Source organism: Marinomonas vulgaris (assembly GCF_018145875.1).
GTDB lineage: Bacteria > Pseudomonadota > Gammaproteobacteria > Pseudomonadales > Marinomonadaceae > Marinomonas > Marinomonas vulgaris.
The window spans coordinates 1-16332 of record NZ_JAGSSV010000017.1; the positions used below are offsets into that span (position 1 = coordinate 1).

Here is a 16332-nt window from a genome sequence, read left to right on the forward strand (position 1 = left end):
GACGCTTGTTGTTGAATTCGCTGTCGGCAAAAGTGAGTTGATGTGACATGGTCAGGCTCGAAGGTTAAAAATGAATTCTTCGTTAGGAACAGGTGCATTGACCCTGCTTGGTGGCGTTGGTCAGTTTGTTGAGCTTGAGAAAAGTGCGATAACCTTGGGCTTCTTCATCGCCTTGATCGTCATAACTTTTGTTTTCTCTGCTGCCCGCGGATTGATAAAAGGAATTGCACGGCTGTCTCAAATTAACTTTTGGTTACTGATAGCCTTGTTTGTTTTCACCTTGGTCTTTGGGCCTACGTTGTACATTTTAGGTATTGGCGTTGAAGGGTTAGGCGCTTTCCTACAGAACTTTTTCCGCTTGAGCTTATTTACAGGTCAGGCTTCTGGTGATCTTTGGCCACAATACTGGAGTGTATTTTATTGGGCTGTGTGGTTTGCCTGGGCTCCAATAACAGCCATGTTTTTGGGTAAAATCGCCAAAGGTTACACGGTTCGAGAATTTATCCAAGTGAACCTTATTTATCCAAGTTTGTTTATTTTATTATGGATCTCTGTGTTCTCTGGATCCGCTATTTTCATGGATCAGTCTAGTACTGGCGGTTTGTATGATGTCCTTAATAATGGTGGTATTGAGCAGCTGCTGTACCATATTTTTAATGAGTTACCATTAAGTGGCTTAACATCATTAATGTTGGTATTCATTGCTTTTATCTCTTATGTGACGGCGGCCGATTCAAGCACAGATGCCATCGGTGATTTGTGTGTGAAAGATTTCAAAGCAGACTCAAAAGAGGGTGCAGGGCTTCCGATTAAAGTACTGTGGGGGACAATCATTGGGCTAGTGGCTTGGATCATGGTCAGCACCGTGGGTGTTGCTGGTATTAAATCTTTGTCTAATTTAGGTGGTTTGCCGGCGACCTTAATTATTTTAAGTTGCAGTTTAACCTTGATAAAGTGGCTTCATAATCCATCTGAACTGAATAAGTAAAGAATTAATATGGTATCTGCTGCCTATTATAGTAGGTGAAGAAATCTATACTTCCTTGTTAAACGAAAAGCCGAACATTACGTTCGGCTTTTTTGTTCTAAACACGACTTTAGTATTTTGTCATTGTGCACAAAACAGCAATCTCTCTTTTTTAGTTTCGCCTCTTTTTGAACAAGTCCAACCTGGGTAGTGCGTCGAGGCGTTTTTAGATTGAACAATAAAGAACGGCTGTTGCTGTGAAGGCAGCCATGTGGTCAAGTCTCCTTGTCGCTGCTTTGCTTTTCCAGCGGAGTAATATTGGCCGGAGAAAGGGCGTTTGTGTAGAAAAAATAAATCACTTTCTGAGGCTGCTGCTTGTTGTGCCCAAACAGTCAAAATCGCTTTTTGTGACTTCGGGTGGACAATGTCAAAACGCAAGACACTAACGAGCACGATAAGCAGAATGGGCGTAATAAATCCTATTTTGTATAGCCAGCTCGGTAAAGGTCGTTGTTGATTCAGGTGCGCCAACAACAAAGCAGCGGGTGGTAAGCAGGGCATGGTGTAGCTGGCGAGAATATTGCCCGAAAAGCTGAACAGCAACAGCGGCGCCAACATCCACAACACCAAAAAACTGCCCAATCCATCGGACCTTTCTTCGGTATCTTTGCCTTCTTTTATTGAGCGAATCCATTGCCACAGCAAAATAGGGCTCCACGGTAACATAGAGATAAACGCATACACCCAAATGGTGCCGCGGGTTCTTTCGTGTGCTGTGCCATATAGATCTCCCTGCCAACCACTCACGATAAAGCGTTTTATGTGTTCACCAACGATAAAGTAGTCTAAAAAACCGGGAGTTTTGTACTCCGCCATGGCGTACCAAGGCACTGATATCAATAAGAAAAGTACGCTGCCATAACCCCAAGGCAATGCTTCCCAAAGTCGTTTCCAGCGTCCGTTCGGTAGTAGCCAAAGCGTTAAACTGATGCCGATTAACACCACCGCAAGCGGGCCTTTAGATAACATGCCCAAGGCGAGCCCAACAAAGAATAGATACCCCCATAACTTGCCTCGACCAGACCACGCTTGCCAAAAGCTCACCATGCTCAAAGTAATGGAAAAAGTGAGTGCCGTGTCTGTCATTACCGCGCCGCTGAGCAATATAAACGAAAAAGTAGACGCTAATAAGACCGCACTGAATAAGCCTATTTTGGTTGAGACAAAAATATTTTTAGCGAACAAGTAGACCAAACCAATAACGCCGATACCAACCACGAGGTGAGGCACTCGGGCGGCAAATTCATTGATGCCAAAGAGGTTAAATCCGATGCTGCTCAACCAAGTGAAAATGGGTGGCTTGCCCCAGAACGGTACATTGTAATCAAACATTGGCGTGACCCAGTCGCCGGTTTCGAACATGATACGGGCCATTTCAGCGTACCTTGCTTCGGTGGTGTCCATGAGCGGGTAGAGGGCCAAAGAGACAAGACGAAGCACTAGGCAACTGACTAATAACATCCATAAAAATCGACTGGAAGGCAAAGAAAAAGCGTGTTTTAACATTATTTGGTTTCCATCGACTGAAAGGTGGGTTTCTGCATGGCGTCTTCCATAAGCACATACAAGGGACGTTGTTTGGACTCGATAAACAGCCTGCCGACGTATTCACCAAGCACGCCAATGGACAAAAGCTGGATTCCACCAAGAAATAAGATAATCAAAATGGTTGACGGGTAACCTGCCACCGCATCGCCCCATACTAAGGTCTTGGTAAAAATAACTATGGCCATTACGAAGGCGATGAGTGAGGTTGCAAGCCCCGCCATGGTTGCCCAGCGTAAGGGTTTGGTGCTGAAAGAAGTGATGCCCTCTAATGCCAAATGCATCAGCTTGGGATAATTCCACTTTGTGGTGCCGGCCAGGCGTGCATCACGATCAAAAGACAAGACGGTGCGAGTAAAGCCCGGCCACGCGAGTAGTCCCTTCATGAATCGAGTACGCTCTGGCAAGGTGTTAATCACGCTCACTACTTTTTGATCCATCAAGCGAAAATCGCCGACATTTTCGGTGATTGGATGGTCGCTAACGTGCGACATAAAGCGATAAAAGCAATGGGCTGTGGTGCGTTTTAGCCAGCCTTCTCCGTGGCGTTCTTGGCGTTGCATCTCAACGACTTGTGCGCCCGCTTGCCACGCCTTGACCATATCAGGAATGTATTCCGGCGGGTCTTGCAAATCAGCATCAAGCAAAATCACACACCGACCAGAGGCGGCTTTCATGCCAGCGCTCATGGCGGCTTCTTTACCGAAATTACGGCTCAGCCTAAGGCAGCGTACTTGATGTAACCTGTGGGTGAACTCGCTGACCAACGACCAGCTGTTGTCTTGGCTTCCATCATCGATATAAATGATTTCACAATGTTGTTGCAGGTTAGACAAGGCTGCGCAGACTCTTGTGTGGCAAGTAGTGAGTACTTCCGCTTCATTAAAAAAAGGGATGACCACGGTTACTAGGGGTTGCGCCTTAGTGGCGTGAGCTAGGTGTTCATAAGCTTTATAAGACACTGTATTCATCAGAATTTTCCTAACATGTCAGTCGATGAGGCTATGCTAGAGGGGTGAGTGTCGCAAAAAGATGATTCACTTTTTTTTCATGCAGTTGTGTAACAATATAATGGTTTAAATCACCCAATTTACGCTGGGTAAATTGCCTGCCTTTTTTACAGAGAATTCAATGAAACTACTGTTAGTGGAAGACCATAAAGACATCGCGGGTGTCATTTTCGACTATTTTGAAATCAAACATTATGTGTTGGATTATGCCAATAATGGGCTGCAGGGCTATGAATTGGCCAAAGTGGGGCATTATGACGCTATTATTCTAGACATCATGTTGCCTAAAATGGACGGACTGACAGTCTGTAAATCGCTGCGCGATGCGGGAATTGATACCCCGATTTTGATGCTCACCGCACGAGATACAAAAGACGATATTCTGGCTGGGTTTGAACATTTGGCCGATGATTATCTGGTTAAGCCCTTCGATCTAGACATTCTCGATTCTCGTTTGCAGGCGTTGGTCAGAAGAAAAAAAGGCCATGTCGCCAATCGAACGCTTACTTTCGGTCGGCTTGAATTGGATATGAAAACACGCATTGTGCAACGCGAAGGCAGTCGTTATTCATTGAACCCTTCCCAGTACACCATTTTGAAATGCCTGATGCAAAAAGCGCCGGATCTGGTCTCAAAAGATGAAATTGGCGATGCACTGTGGGGCGATGAAGAGCCAGACAGTAAGGTGTTAAGAAGCCATATTTACCAGCTTAGAAGTTTAATCGATAAGCCCTTTGAGCACGCTTATTTAAGAACCGTTTCAAAAGTGGGTTATCACCTGGTTAAGGAAGGTGAGGAATGAAACGAATAAAAACCGCAAAGCAGCTAACGTTCACGTATTTTTCGATTGTGGCCTTTGCCATTATTGCTTTTCACTTTTCCATGTTTGAGTCCATGATTGAAGATGTTGAAAGCATTTACGCTGAAAATCGCATGTTAAAAGACAGAAATACTGCGATAGAACAGCTGCAAGGGACGAACCTAACCTATTTGTCCGTGCCACCATTCTCCGAAGCCTATGTTGGTAAAGCAAGTTTGCCTGCAGGTGTTATTTTGAATCCAGCCATGACAGACGATAAGCCCTATGAACTGGATGAGAGTTCGGACACGGATCGAGAGGTTTTTTCGATGCGATCGCTAGTGATGCTCAACGGACAGCCGCAAGAGTTGTATTTATTGCATTACGATGAAATCTACGAAGTCAGCGAAGTGCAAATGTTTAAGACCCAAAGCACTCAGCTGTTTTTGTCTATTTTGCTGTTAGCGGTGAGTTTGTGGGTGGTGATGCGCATTTCCAAGCGCTTAACCACGCCATTGGCCTTGTTGTCAGACAGTCTTGGTAAACGAAGTTCCAGTGACTTGTCGGCGATCGCTTTACCAGAAGGAGCCGTCACCTTTGAAGTCCACCAGCTGGTGGAGCGTTTAAACGCTTATCAAAATCAAATTAACACCATGATTGAACGAGAGCGTGCTTTTAATCGTCACGCCAGCCACGAACTTCGAACACCATTAATGGTGATGAAAGGCGTGGCGACCTTACTGGGAAAATCGGATTCAAAAGATTTTCTTGAAAGACAACGACAGCGGATGAACAAAGCCTGTCAGGAAATGGAAGATTACATTACCACCTTGTTGTCTTTAACAAGAGCAGAAGATTTATCTTCAATAGCGTATCGCTCAATCGAAAACAACGAACTTGAAGCCATTCGAGATGGCCATTTAGGGTATCTGGTGAATAAATCAGTGACGGTTCAGATAGAGCAGGTTGGACAGATCATGACGCAATTGCCTGTTCCTACTTTTCACATCTTGGTTGGTAATCTTCTTAAAAATGCCATGGCTTGCACCGAATCGGGACAAATCACCATCGCTGTGTCTGACGATCGTTTGTCTATTATCGATACTGGCTGTGGATTGCAGGGTAAGCCCGATGGTGAAAGCTACGGTTTAGGCTTGATGATAGTGCGTGATATTTGCACTAAATATCATTGCGACTTTTGTTTAGTGGACAATGAGGGTGCTGGCTGTACGGCAACAGTGAGTTTTCCCCAGGCGCGTTAACTTTTATGATTTGACATGGACAAAAACCCAAAATCGGGAGAAGGCATAGTTAATTAGCATGCCAAGGATTACGCCGGGGGCCATTGCTAAATACGGCCACAAAACATGAAGCGTGTGATGGGTAACACTGTCATGAAAAGACAGCAAAACCACATAACACCCCCAATTAGGCACAAAGGCAACGACAGAACCGCCGAGAAATTTTAACCACTGTCGAACCGCAGCCTGTTTGAATTGGCTTTTATTACGGCCTGCGGCAAAGGTGATGTTTCTGTTTAGCCACCAGTTTGATGTGGCTGCTATCCAAAACGCCAAGCACCTTGCCACAGCAAAAGGCAGCCACAACGAAAACAGCAGCATACAAGCCACATCGACAACAAAGCCGCTCGCACCCACCAAAGCAAAACGCATAAAAGCCTGATCAAAAAATCTCGTCATGGGCCGAAATATAACCCTTCGGACATCGAAAAAAGGTGAAAACGAGGGGTTAGTTAGTGTTTATTCAAATTTTGATGCGAATTATTAAAATAGTCGGTGCGCAAAAATATAAGCTAACCGATGAAAGAAGCTGGTCAAATTGAGGTTGATCTTAAGGAGTTTTTACCAACCTCTGCAGATTTAAAGAAATAGTTCTCACTTATTTTTAGCAAGCTTTTCTGTGTTGGCTTGGATATCGCTGACCAATAATTCTACTTTTTGGTAGCCTTGCTGTGCATGATCTTGGGTATGGATTTTCCAACAACTTTACCACCAGAATTTGGTTTATACACAGCCATTGTCTCAGCAACTTTAGCGGCCTTGTCGATAGTCGCCGCTACTGTGGTGAGTAAAGCGACGACCATGACTTCGGTGGACTACATTAGCTTAATGTTGACACTAACCCTAATGGTCGGGGTAATTCAGCTGGTACTTGGTTTCTTAAAAGTGGGGGTGCTGGTGAATTTTATCTCTCATTCCGTTGTGCAAGGGTTTACCGCTGGTGCGGCTATTATCATTGCAGCAAGCCAGTTAAAAAACCTATTAGGGCTTAACGTTCAGAGCGATGGCAGTTTGTCGTCTTATTTTTTAGGTGTGGTCGTAAATATAGAACAAACCAATATGTTCTCTCTTAGTATTGGCTTGGCCACTGTGTTATTCGCTGTACTGCTTAGGCGTTATGTCAAACGGGTGCCCTATTTATTAGGGGCCATGGTACTTGGGGCGGCGTTGTGTTTTGTCCTTGGGGCAGAGCAGCAAGGCGTTATTGTATTGGATGCGTTATCCGGTGCGCTTCCCGTGTTTCGTTTGCCCAGTGTTGATGCTGACGTTTTGTCTGTATTGCTTTCTGGGGCTATTGCGGTTGCATTATTGGGTCTAATCGAGGCGGCTTCTATCGCTAGAAGTATCGCTATGCGTTCTAAGCAGCAGATTGACGGCAATCAGGAGTTTGTGGGGCAGGGCATGTCGAATATCATTGGCAGTGTCTTTTCCTGTTATCCAAGCTCTGGTTCTTTTACTCGCTCTGGAGGGAACTACGATGCGGGTGCCAAAACGCCCTTGGCGAGTGTTTTTGCGGCGTGTTTTGTCGTGTTATTCTTACTGTTTTTGCCGTCGGTTACCCACTATATTCCAGTGCCTGTGATGGCTGGAAGCATCATGGTCATCACATGGAATTTATTTAATATTAAAGGCTTTTTGACGACACTTCGTGCTGAAAAATCAGAAGTACTGACTTTTTTAGGCACTTTCCTGTGTACCTTATTTTTACAACTTGAATACGCTATTTATGCTGGAGTCTTTATTTCTATTGGTTGTTATCTTTATCGGACTTCAAGACCAAAAATCACCCGTGTTGCCCCATTAGTACAGGAAGGGGCAAAACGACAAATACGCAATATTGTGCGTTATGACCTTGCGGAATGCCCAGAAATAAAGCTGATTCGTGTTGATGGTTCAGTGTTTTTTGGTTCATCAGATCACTTACAAAAGGCGTTGCAGCAACTGCTTGCTCAGCAGCATCGTAAAATCATCTTGATTGCAAAAGGCATTAACTTCATTGATTCAAGCGGGCAGCATATGTTGCTTGATGAGATTAAAAAGATAGAAGCTGCTGGTGGACACGTGTTTTTCAGCTCTTTGAAGGGGCACGTATGCGATGATTTGGAAGGCAGTGACTTCAAAAACTTTCTGGATCAGGGGCGTCTCTTTACCTCTTCCACAGCCGCCATAAACACCATGATTGCGAAGGTGGAGCCCGACAAATGCGCAGCTTGTGTTAACCGGGTATTTTTAGACTGTCCCAATAAAGATAAATAATACCAACAGTTTCTTTTTTCAATAATAATCACGTAATTGACTCGTTAGGATTTTAGTTTTATCAAGAAATTCATTATTCGAGAGGTTAGCTTCCCATAGGGCGGCATGAGCAATTTGACGCTTGATATATTCGCTTGATAGAAAACAGGTCTCATTTTCGAAAAAGTAACAAAACCCTCATAGCCGTGATAATGCCCCATACCACTTCCTCCAATGCCACCGAATGGAAGGTCATGCTGGCCCACATGAAATAAGGCATCATTTACCGATACCCCACCCGAAAGCACATTGTCTAAATAGTGTTTTATCGTAGCTTTATTATCGCTAAACGGATAGAAAGCCAATGGACGATCGCGCTTAACAATGTAGCGAATTACTTCCTCGGCTTGTTGGTAGGTTTTGACCATTAAAATAGGTCCAAACGTTTCTCGCTGACTGATGATCATCTCATCTGTCGTGTCTAAAATAAGCATTAATGGAAATTTCCGAGTGTTAGTGTCCGGCTCTTGCTCGCTTAAATTTATCACCGTCGCCCCTTTCGCCTGGGCATCGTCAACCGTGTCGAGCAAACGCGTAAAGGCTGTTTTGTCTATAATCGCGGTGTAATCGTTATTATGGATATCTGGGCAATGCTTTTTAACCCATTTCTTACAAGCCGCGATAAAAGGCGTTAATTGTGTTTGGTGTACAAAGGTATAATCGACGGTAGTACATATCTGCCCCGCATTAAACTGCTTAACAAACATAATCCTTTCAACCGCTTTTACTAACGGAAATTCAGGGTCGATCACCGCTGGTGACTTGCCGCCTAATTCCAAGGTAACTGGTGTTAAATTAGAGGCACAAGCCGCCATCACTTTTCTGCCTGTCTCTCCTGACCCTGTGAACATTAGGTGATCGAATGGCAAGGCCGAAAAAGCAATGCCGACTTCGCCCGTTTCGGTGAAAAACTGCAGTTTATTTGAGTCAAAATACTTTGGGCTCAACGCTTTAAATAATTCAGACAAAGCCACTGAGTTTTCCGACATTTTCACCATGGCTCTATTGCCTGCGGCAAATGCCGCAGATAACCCAGAAAAGCTTAAGTTAAGCGGAAAGTTCCAAGGAATGATAAAGCCAACAACACCAATACCTTGAGGAATAACTCGGTTTTTAGCCCCAAAATACAAGCTGTGATCGACACTGCGCTTTTGAACTCGCATCCATTTTTTAAGATGCTTAATGGTACTTGTGATATCACTGATCACGGTAATGACTTCAGCCAATAGGGTCTCATGATATGAGCGATTACCGTAGTCTTGATTTATCGCTTCAATGATAGCTTCACGATTTTCGGTGAGCATTAGCTTGAGGTTAAGGAGATGCTGCTTTCGCTCCTCGTAGCCTTCTTGACCTTGCAAGACAAAAGATTCACGCTGCTGAGCAAGACATTGCGTTAACATGTCTGTGGTGTTTTCTACATCTACTTTAAAGGTATCAAACGCAGTTGTGTTATCCATAAATACTGTCTCTCAACAATCAATAAATGTTACGGCATTTTAGGGCGTACTACCGAGTTGCAATGACAAAACTACTCTGACGAAACAATAGAGGCAAGGCAGGCATAGTCACATACTGTCATAGGGATGATAAATGTTGGAGCTGCTTTAACACATGCCAGTCTAGTCAGGCGGTCAACTAGTAACCCGTTTGCGCGTTAGCGCTATCCCTAAAATGATTAATAACATCGCCGCCAGGCTGTGCCATTCAATGCTTTCGCCTAAAAGAAGCGCACCAGTAAAATACGCCACGATAGGAATCACGTAATTGATGTATGAAAGAAACGTAGGGCCTGCCGTGGCGATAACGGAAAAACTTTGCTGCCAAGGTAAATCTTGCCACAGCCACAATGGCACGACAGCAATGCTTGAAACAATCGTCATGTCCGCTGCGGTGACAACCGGGTTATAAGAAGGTAATAGTCTTACCAAAATGGCATTTATTGCATAGCTTAAAGTGGCGAGTAAAATCAATAAGCCACTCAGTAAGTTACTGTGAGCGCCAACTAATGACGGCCAAAGCACAACCACCACGCCAGTAATACCTAACAAAAAACCGAAGCTTTTAAAGCGATTGAGACTGTCTCCTGACACAAAATAATGCGCCAAAATCATGGTCGCCAGCGGCATAAATGCCACCAACAACCCGGTAATGCCTGAGCTAATATTCTTTTGCCCGGTGGAAATCAAAAAGAATGGCAACACAGTTACTCACTATGCACGATAAGGTTTCCTTGGTTAAAGGCTTCTGCGGTAATTGGCTTGCTGACATAGTACCCTTGCCCAAAATCGCATTGGAACTCTTCCAACAACTGCCACTGCTTCCTAGTCTCGATACCTTCCGCAAGTGTCTTTATATTAAGCTTATGCGCCATAGCAATGATGGCCTCTACAATTTTCTGATCATCTTCATTACTTTCAAGCTCAATAATAAAGCTACGATCAATTTTTAGCATATTGACGGGGAGCTGTTTTAACTGGGATAAAGATGAATACCCCGTGCCAAAATCATCAATAGAGAAGCAGATTCCCATATTTTTTAAAGTGTGTAGAATTTTTTGAGCGAGTGGGACATCCGTTAAAATGGTACTTTCTGTGACTTCAAATCCAACTAAGTGAGCAGGCACTTGATATTTAGTCAACAAAGTCTTTACACGCGTAACAAGGCTAAAATCTGATAATTGGGCCGGAGCTAAATTGATATGTATAGTGATATCAGGTCGGTTGTCTAGCTTGCGTTGTGCTAAGTAAGCAATACTACTTTCTAACACCCAATACCCTAAGTCCACTATTTTTCCTGTTCTCTCTGCTATAGGGATAAACTCATCAGGAAAAATTAAGCCTTTCTCTGGGTGGTTCCAGCGGACAAGGGCTTCCGCGGCAAAAACTTGATTCGTTTTAAGATTAAATTGAGGTTGAAAATACACTTCAAATTCTTCTCGTTGAAGAGCAGCCGCTAGATCCTTCTCGCCTTTCACTAAATTGTGAGTAGTAAGTTTAATGTTTTCGTTATAAAAGGCATATTGATTCTTTCCTTCTTTTTTAGCCTGATACATGGCTAGATCGGCATTCTGCATTAAAGTAATTAAGTCTCGTCCATGGTCAGGAATCATCGCAATGCCAATGGAGGCGCTAATACTGTACTCTTTTGATCTGAAAGTAATTGGCCGTCTAATATATTGCAGTATCTGTTCAGAGCGTTGGGCGATGTATTCCCTTGTGTCTGTATTAGCCAATAACAGGGCAAATTCATCCCCGCCCAACCTAATTACTAAATCCGATTTTTGGCTGAATTTATCAAGGCGGTTGGCAATTATCGTCAAAATTTGATCACCAACGTTATGCCCCTCTGTGTCATTGATTCGTTTAAAGTTATCTAAATCAAGAAAAATAAACGCTGTAATGGGATTATGTTTAAGCTCAAGGCTTACAGATTTAGATAAATTATCCTGAAGAAAACGTCGATTTTTTAATCCTGTTAATGAGTCTTGATAGGCTAAGTTTTGTAGCGCTAAGGTTTTCTCTTTGACTTGCTTCTGTAGCTTCAATGGTTGAATTAGCATTGCGTACAACGAAAAAGAGAGCAGTAGAGAAATACATAATGTAAGCAAATAACTGACGCTTCTGTTTGTTCCAAATGATGAGCTAGATTGCCTGCTGATACTCAAAGACAAATTACCAACAGGCAACATAAGATTAGTGATCGCGTAAAGATCGCTCAGTGGCTGGGCCGAGGAGGCTAAACTAATCGTTTTTTGGTTCGCGGTGTGCTGACGTGTTAAAGAAAATTGAAACCCTTCGCTTTCCAGTGTTCTTAATCGTGTTGCATTTAACAAGCTATCCAAATAAATAACCGCAGAGGCAAAGCCCCAAAAAGTCTCTTTTTGAGTTCCTCTGTTAAGGAATACTGGCACTCTACAGATTACGGCGGCACCACCTTGAACTAGATCAATTGGGCCGATGATAAACATTTTTTGAGTTTTTACGGACAAAGACGCTTCTTTTACGTACTTCGGAGTGGTGAGAATATCCAAACCAAGAATAGGCTGATTATCTTCAGGGTAGACATCTGTAATGATGCCATCTGGAGCAAGTTGGAGGTGTTTAATATCACCAATTGAGTTCACTAAAGTATCTGCGTAATCATCAAACCAATCAGTTTTTCCGTTATTTTGTTCGATCTCATAAGCAAGTATTTGTGTCGAAGTAAAAGCAGCTGAAAGTTGCCTCTCCAAAATAGCAGACTGCGTGCGAGCGATGCCGCTGAGCAATAATTCCTGCTGGCTAGCGATAACGTGTTGTGTTGATTGCACCCAAGAAAAGCCAAGAAAAATCATACCGATAAAAGCAAATGCAGAAATAATGCCTGCATGCTGCTTCTTAAATTCCAAGCTTCTCAATTAACTCTCCTTAATTATCAATAAGATAAGCATAAAAAGATGCTGATTTTAATCCAGTATGAAGTTTGGTCTATGAATGTATTTCAATTTCAATCTATGACAATAAAATATTTGTTTTTGTTAATTTAGTACTAGATAATTGAGTGTATCTAAACGTAAAAAGTTAAGACAATCAAGCAATAAAAAGAACTCGTTAGTGGCCACAACAATCTGTGGCAGCAACAGAAATTTCACAAAATATGGCAGAAATTCAAACTGCTATCGATAAAACAATGGCCACAACTAACGATGCTCATGGAGCTAGCGAAGATGTTAAGAATATTGCTGGGCAAATAGAAGCGATTGCCTCTAGATTTAAAGTTTAGCTTGCTTATGCCTAAGAAAAAATGGCCTCAGACTCCCCTATATAAGTAGGGGAGTCTGAGGCCTTGGGCGGTAATTAACAGTACATTTTCAACAATTGCTTCTCTTGGCAGAGATGTATGGTTCTCCTGCCTTTCATTTCAAAAGACACCATTAACGGCTTTTTTTTACTGCATAATACCTCTACCTCCTACATAGGCAAACAGAGCTATTTCATATTTCTTGACAGCATTTAACTTAACATGTTAATTATATTTCTATGTTGTAGCTTTGGATTATAAAAATTAGAGGATCATCGTAATGCAATATCACTTGAATGGTTTTAAACCAGGTAATTATCAGGTTTCTGACAAGGCTCGCAAGCCTTATCCCACCCCTCCTATTGTTGATTTGCCAAGCCAAGTAGATGTTTTAATTGTCGGTACCGGCCCTGCTGGTTTGACAATGGCAAGACAACTATCAGAGTTCGATGATATCAAAACATGTATCGTGGATATGGCGCCAGGCCCCTTACTTTTTGGCCGCGCCGATGGTATTTCATGTCGTACGATAGAGATCATGGAAGCCTTTAACAGCAGTGAAATGGTGGTGAAAGAGACGTATCAGCTGAAGCAAAATACCTTCTGGGAGCCGGACGCAGAGAACCCTAATAACATCAAACGAACTGAAAAAATTGCCGACGCTAGAGCGGGGTTGTCTGAATTTACGCATGGTATTGTAAACCAAGCACGATTGCATGAATTACTCATTGATGGCATGCGCAATTCAGTGACCAATCTAGAACCGCATTACAGTCGTGAGCTCGTAGACTTAATTATTGACGAAGACGCAACTCAAGATGTTACAGCTTACCCGATAACAGCCACCTTCAAGCGTATCGATGAGGCGGGTAACGACAAAATTGAAACGGTGAAAGCACGTTATGCGGTCGGCTGTGATGGCGGTCGCAGCCGTGTCCGTAAAAATTTAGGCATTACTATGCAAGGCGATTCCGCCAACAAAGCATGGGGTGTTATGGATATATTACTTAACACCGATTTCCCTGATATTCGTGTAAAAAGCTTCATACAGTCCAAAGATCACGGAGCCGTCATGACGATACCTCGTGAAGGTGGTTATCTTTGTCGTTTCTATGTGGAGCTGGATCATATTGATAAAGACAAGCGCGCCAGTGATGTCAAACTGACGGAAAAGGATTTGGTCGCCAAAGCTCAACAAATTTTCCACCCTTACAAGCTTGATGTTAAAGAGGTCGCTTGGTGGTCTATTTACGAAGTTGGGCAACGAATTGCGGAACGCTTTGACAATCGTCCACTTGGTTCCACAGAGGAAATTATTCCTCGTGCGTTTGTTGCTGGGGATGCATGTCATACTCACAGCCCAAAAGGGGGTTGGGGGCTTAATACCTCTTTGCCAGATACCTTTAATCTTGGGTGGAAGCTGGCGTCTGTATTGCAAGGCAAATGCGATCCTAAATTGCTTCATACTTATGAAACAGAGCGTCGCAAGGTTGCCCAACAGTTAATTGATGCTGATCGTGAATTGTCTAAACTGGTGGCAACGCGACCTGCAGCGGGTGAAAGCACAGATCACGCGAGAGTAGATACCGCCAAAATCGAAGCCTTTATGAAGCGTCAAAGCGGTTTTGTTTCAGGTGCCTCTATTGAATATTACCCGTCTTACCTTTGTACTGGTCAGGAAAATCAGGGGTTAGCGACAGGCTTCAAAATAGGTCAGCGCTTCCACTCAGTTCAAGCACAACGAACCGCAGATGGTCGTATTCAGCACCTTGGGCATTTGGTCAAAGCCGATGGACGCTGGCGTTTATTTGTCTTTGGTGGTGAGCAAAGCCCTACAGACAATTCTTCAGAGGTGTATAAGTTGATTGATTATTTGGCAAAAGATAACACCTCACCTGTGGTGAAATATACGCCAGACGGCGCCGATATCGACTCGGTAATTGACACCTATGCGATCTTTCAACAAGAAGATCTATCGATGCATGATCTCCCTAACTACCTGTGGCCAGCGAAAGGCAAATATGGATTACACGACTACGAAAAAGTCTTTCAAAAGTCTGCTGAACATGACCCTTATCGCTTTAGAAGCATAAATACAGAGAAAGGTTGTGTAGTGGTGGTTCGACCAGACCAGCACGTTGCCACTATCCTTCCGTTAACGGCGCACCATGAATTAGCGGAATTCTTTGATCACTTCATGATAGAGCAGCAATAAATGCCATTAAGCTCGGAAAGCCAAGCTTTCTGAGCTTAATATTATTAGGGAAGATGTTGAAAAGTCTGGTTCATTAAAGCTGACTAGAGCAAGGAGTTAATCTGTTTAAAACACCCTAAACAAGGTTAAATAAGCTTGTTTAGGGTTAAAGGCAGTAAAATAGATGAGATATTGCGATTTTTCGAATCAAAAAGTTATCTATGTTACGACTTCTTCATCTTAGTTTCTTTAAGCCTTTGTTATGTCACTCTGTTTCCATTGATCGTAAACATTAGTGTGATTGACATTCCAACGAACAACAATATCTGTTCCTGCCGCAATTTCACAATGGTCTTTTGAAATGTATTTACTCATTAGGCGTTGCCCAGACTCTGTTACAACAGAGCAGGTGTAGCTTTCTCCAAGAAATACGGTTTCTTCAACAGTTGCCGCTATTTGATTCATCTCGACAGTGAGTGGTTCTTGTTCTGCTTGTTGCTCCGACAATACGTGTAGGTTTTCTGGTCGAACCATCAGTAGAATGTCAGCTTGTGTCTTTATCGGGGTAGTTTGTTCGCGAAACTTTAACGTTTGTTGTTCGAATTGAGCCTCAGACGTGGATACGGCACGGACTTTGATAAAATTAGAGTTGCCCAAGAAAGACGCCACAAACGCATTTGGTGGAGAATCATATAAGTTCCGACCTGAGCCTAGTCCAACAATCTCGCCTTCTTTAAAAATTGCGATACGTTCAGAAAGGCGCATCGCTTCGTCTTGATCGTGTGTTACATAAATAATAGTAATGCCCAAGCGTTTATGGATTTGACGCAATTCGTCCTGCAAGTCTTCACGAAGTTTTTTGTCTAAAGCACCAAGTGGTTCGTCCATGAGTAATATTTCAGGTTCATACACTAACGCTCGAGCAATGGCGACACGTTGCTTTTGACCACCAGATAATAGCGTCGGCGGTCGCTCGGCAAAATCTTCCAATTGCACAAGTTTTAAAATGTCGTCGACTTTTTTATTGCGTTCAGCCTTTGGGGTTTTACGGATATCTAATGGGAAGCCTATGTTGTCTCTGACGCTCATGTGTGGAAAAAGCGAGTAGTGCTGAAATACCATGCCAATACCACGTTTGTGTGATGGCACATTAATAAGAGATTTATTGTGTAATAGGATTTCACCTGAGGTCGGTGTTTCGAAGCCAGCTATCATCGATAGCGTTGTACTCTTACCTGAACCACTTGAGCCTAGGAAAGTTAAAAACTCACCTTGTTGAATTTCTAAATTGATCTTATTGACGGCTGTAAACCGTCCATATTCTTTATTAAGTAACTTAAGCGTTACGAGTGGTGCAGAACTTTGTTGTGTAGTCATAG

The 16332-nt window shown here is 43.1% G+C and carries 13 protein-coding genes; 6 read left to right on the forward strand and 7 right to left on the reverse strand.

Going from position 1 to position 16332, the window contains the following annotated elements; genetic code table 11:
• The first annotated feature begins 70 nt into the window (after positions 1-70).
• On the forward strand, positions 71-988 hold the full coding sequence (locus J9B83_RS11945) for a BCCT family transporter (protein WP_211536997.1): 918 nt from the start codon (positions 71-73) through the stop codon (positions 986-988).
• 120 nt (positions 989-1108) lie between these two features.
• On the opposite strand, the gene J9B83_RS11950 is transcribed toward J9B83_RS11945, so the two are convergent.
• Both J9B83_RS11950 and J9B83_RS11955 read right to left on the reverse strand, forming a co-directional pair.
• On the reverse strand, positions 1109-2533 hold the full coding sequence (locus tag J9B83_RS11950; protein ID WP_211537001.1) for an ArnT family glycosyltransferase: 1425 nt from the start codon (positions 2531-2533) through the stop codon (positions 1109-1111).
• Positions 2533-3543: a glycosyltransferase family 2 protein gene (locus J9B83_RS11955; protein WP_211537004.1), complete on the reverse strand. Its 1011-nt coding sequence runs from the start codon at positions 3541-3543 to the stop codon at positions 2533-2535. Before J9B83_RS11955 ends, J9B83_RS11950 begins: the two co-directional genes overlap by 1 nt.
• A gap of 160 nt (positions 3544-3703) precedes the next feature.
• On the opposite strand from J9B83_RS11955, the gene J9B83_RS11960 reads away from it, so the two are divergent.
• Both J9B83_RS11960 and J9B83_RS11965 read left to right on the forward strand, forming a co-directional pair.
• Entirely contained in the window at positions 3704-4384 is a 681-nt protein-coding gene (locus tag J9B83_RS11960) for a response regulator transcription factor (RefSeq protein ID WP_211537006.1), read from the forward strand.
• Complete coding sequence (locus J9B83_RS11965) at positions 4381-5643, forward strand: sensor histidine kinase (protein WP_211537007.1); 1263 nt, start codon at positions 4381-4383, stop codon at positions 5641-5643. The genes J9B83_RS11960 and J9B83_RS11965 overlap by 4 nt, the downstream gene beginning before the upstream one ends.
• Positions 5644-5646: 3 nt before the next feature.
• On the opposite strand, the gene J9B83_RS11970 is transcribed toward J9B83_RS11965, so the two are convergent.
• The gene (locus tag J9B83_RS11970; protein ID WP_211537014.1) at positions 5647-6081 is read right to left on the reverse strand and encodes a GtrA family protein; all 435 of its coding nucleotides are present in this window, start codon (positions 6079-6081) and stop codon (positions 5647-5649) included.
• A 288-nt stretch (positions 6082-6369) separates the two neighbouring features.
• Here J9B83_RS11970 and J9B83_RS11975 point away from each other — a divergent pair, with 288 nt between their 5' ends.
• Positions 6370-7938 carry a SulP family inorganic anion transporter gene (locus J9B83_RS11975; RefSeq protein ID WP_211537023.1) on the forward strand — a complete coding sequence of 523 codons (1569 nt, stop codon included), beginning with the start codon at positions 6370-6372 and terminating at the stop codon, positions 7936-7938.
• 44 nt (positions 7939-7982) lie between these two features.
• Here J9B83_RS11975 and J9B83_RS11980 read toward each other — a convergent pair whose 3' ends face one another.
• The 3 genes from J9B83_RS11980 to J9B83_RS11990 all read right to left on the reverse strand — a co-directional run bounded on the left by J9B83_RS11980 (position 7983) and on the right by J9B83_RS11990 (position 12376).
• A complete protein-coding gene (locus J9B83_RS11980; RefSeq protein WP_211537025.1) occupies positions 7983-9437 on the reverse strand; it encodes a coniferyl aldehyde dehydrogenase in 1455 nt (484 codons plus the stop codon).
• Between the two features lie 174 nt (positions 9438-9611).
• Positions 9612-10181: a DMT family transporter gene (locus J9B83_RS11985; protein WP_211537027.1), complete on the reverse strand. Its 570-nt coding sequence runs from the start codon at positions 10179-10181 to the stop codon at positions 9612-9614.
• A gap of 2 nt (positions 10182-10183) precedes the next feature.
• The gene (locus J9B83_RS11990; RefSeq protein WP_236037271.1) at positions 10184-12376 is read right to left on the reverse strand and encodes a bifunctional diguanylate cyclase/phosphodiesterase; all 2193 of its coding nucleotides are present in this window, start codon (positions 12374-12376) and stop codon (positions 10184-10186) included.
• Positions 12377-12588: 212 nt separating this feature from the next.
• Here J9B83_RS11990 and J9B83_RS11995 point away from each other — a divergent pair, with 212 nt between their 5' ends.
• Positions 12589-12741: a hypothetical protein gene (locus tag J9B83_RS11995; protein WP_211537029.1), complete on the forward strand. Its 153-nt coding sequence runs from the start codon at positions 12589-12591 to the stop codon at positions 12739-12741.
• Between the two features lie 298 nt (positions 12742-13039).
• Positions 13040-14974: an FAD-dependent monooxygenase gene (locus tag J9B83_RS12000; RefSeq protein WP_211537031.1), complete on the forward strand. Its 1935-nt coding sequence runs from the start codon at positions 13040-13042 to the stop codon at positions 14972-14974.
• 228 nt (positions 14975-15202) lie between these two features.
• Here the strand turns inward: J9B83_RS12000 and J9B83_RS12005 are convergent, their stop codons facing one another.
• Positions 15203-16330, reverse strand: a complete 1128-nt coding sequence (locus tag J9B83_RS12005; protein ID WP_211537033.1) for an ABC transporter ATP-binding protein — start codon at positions 16328-16330, stop codon at positions 15203-15205.
• Between the last annotated feature and the right edge of the window lie 2 nt (positions 16331-16332).

What these genes read in the sequence shown, in the direction of transcription:
- J9B83_RS11970 (WP_211537014.1), bottom strand. Translation starts at nt 6,081, where the DNA reads ATGACGAGATTTTTTGATCAGGCTTTTATGCGTTTTGCTTTGGTGGGT.
- J9B83_RS12000 (WP_211537031.1), top strand. Translation starts at nt 13,040, where the DNA reads ATGCAATATCACTTGAATGGTTTTAAACCAGGTAATTATCAGGTTTCT.
- J9B83_RS11975 (WP_211537023.1), top strand. Translation starts at nt 6,370, where the DNA reads ATGGATTTTCCAACAACTTTACCACCAGAATTTGGTTTATACACAGCC.
- J9B83_RS11965 (WP_211537007.1), top strand. Translation starts at nt 4,381, where the DNA reads ATGAAACGAATAAAAACCGCAAAGCAGCTAACGTTCACGTATTTTTCG.
- J9B83_RS11960 (WP_211537006.1), top strand. Translation starts at nt 3,704, where the DNA reads ATGAAACTACTGTTAGTGGAAGACCATAAAGACATCGCGGGTGTCATT.
- J9B83_RS11945 (WP_211536997.1), top strand. Translation starts at nt 71, where the DNA reads ATGAATTCTTCGTTAGGAACAGGTGCATTGACCCTGCTTGGTGGCGTT.
- J9B83_RS11955 (WP_211537004.1), bottom strand. Translation starts at nt 3,543, where the DNA reads ATGAATACAGTGTCTTATAAAGCTTATGAACACCTAGCTCACGCCACT.
- J9B83_RS12005 (WP_211537033.1), bottom strand. Translation starts at nt 16,330, where the DNA reads ATGACTACACAACAAAGTTCTGCACCACTCGTAACGCTTAAGTTACTT.
- J9B83_RS11980 (WP_211537025.1), bottom strand. Translation starts at nt 9,437, where the DNA reads ATGGATAACACAACTGCGTTTGATACCTTTAAAGTAGATGTAGAAAAC.
- J9B83_RS11950 (WP_211537001.1), bottom strand. Translation starts at nt 2,533, where the DNA reads ATGTTAAAACACGCTTTTTCTTTGCCTTCCAGTCGATTTTTATGGATG.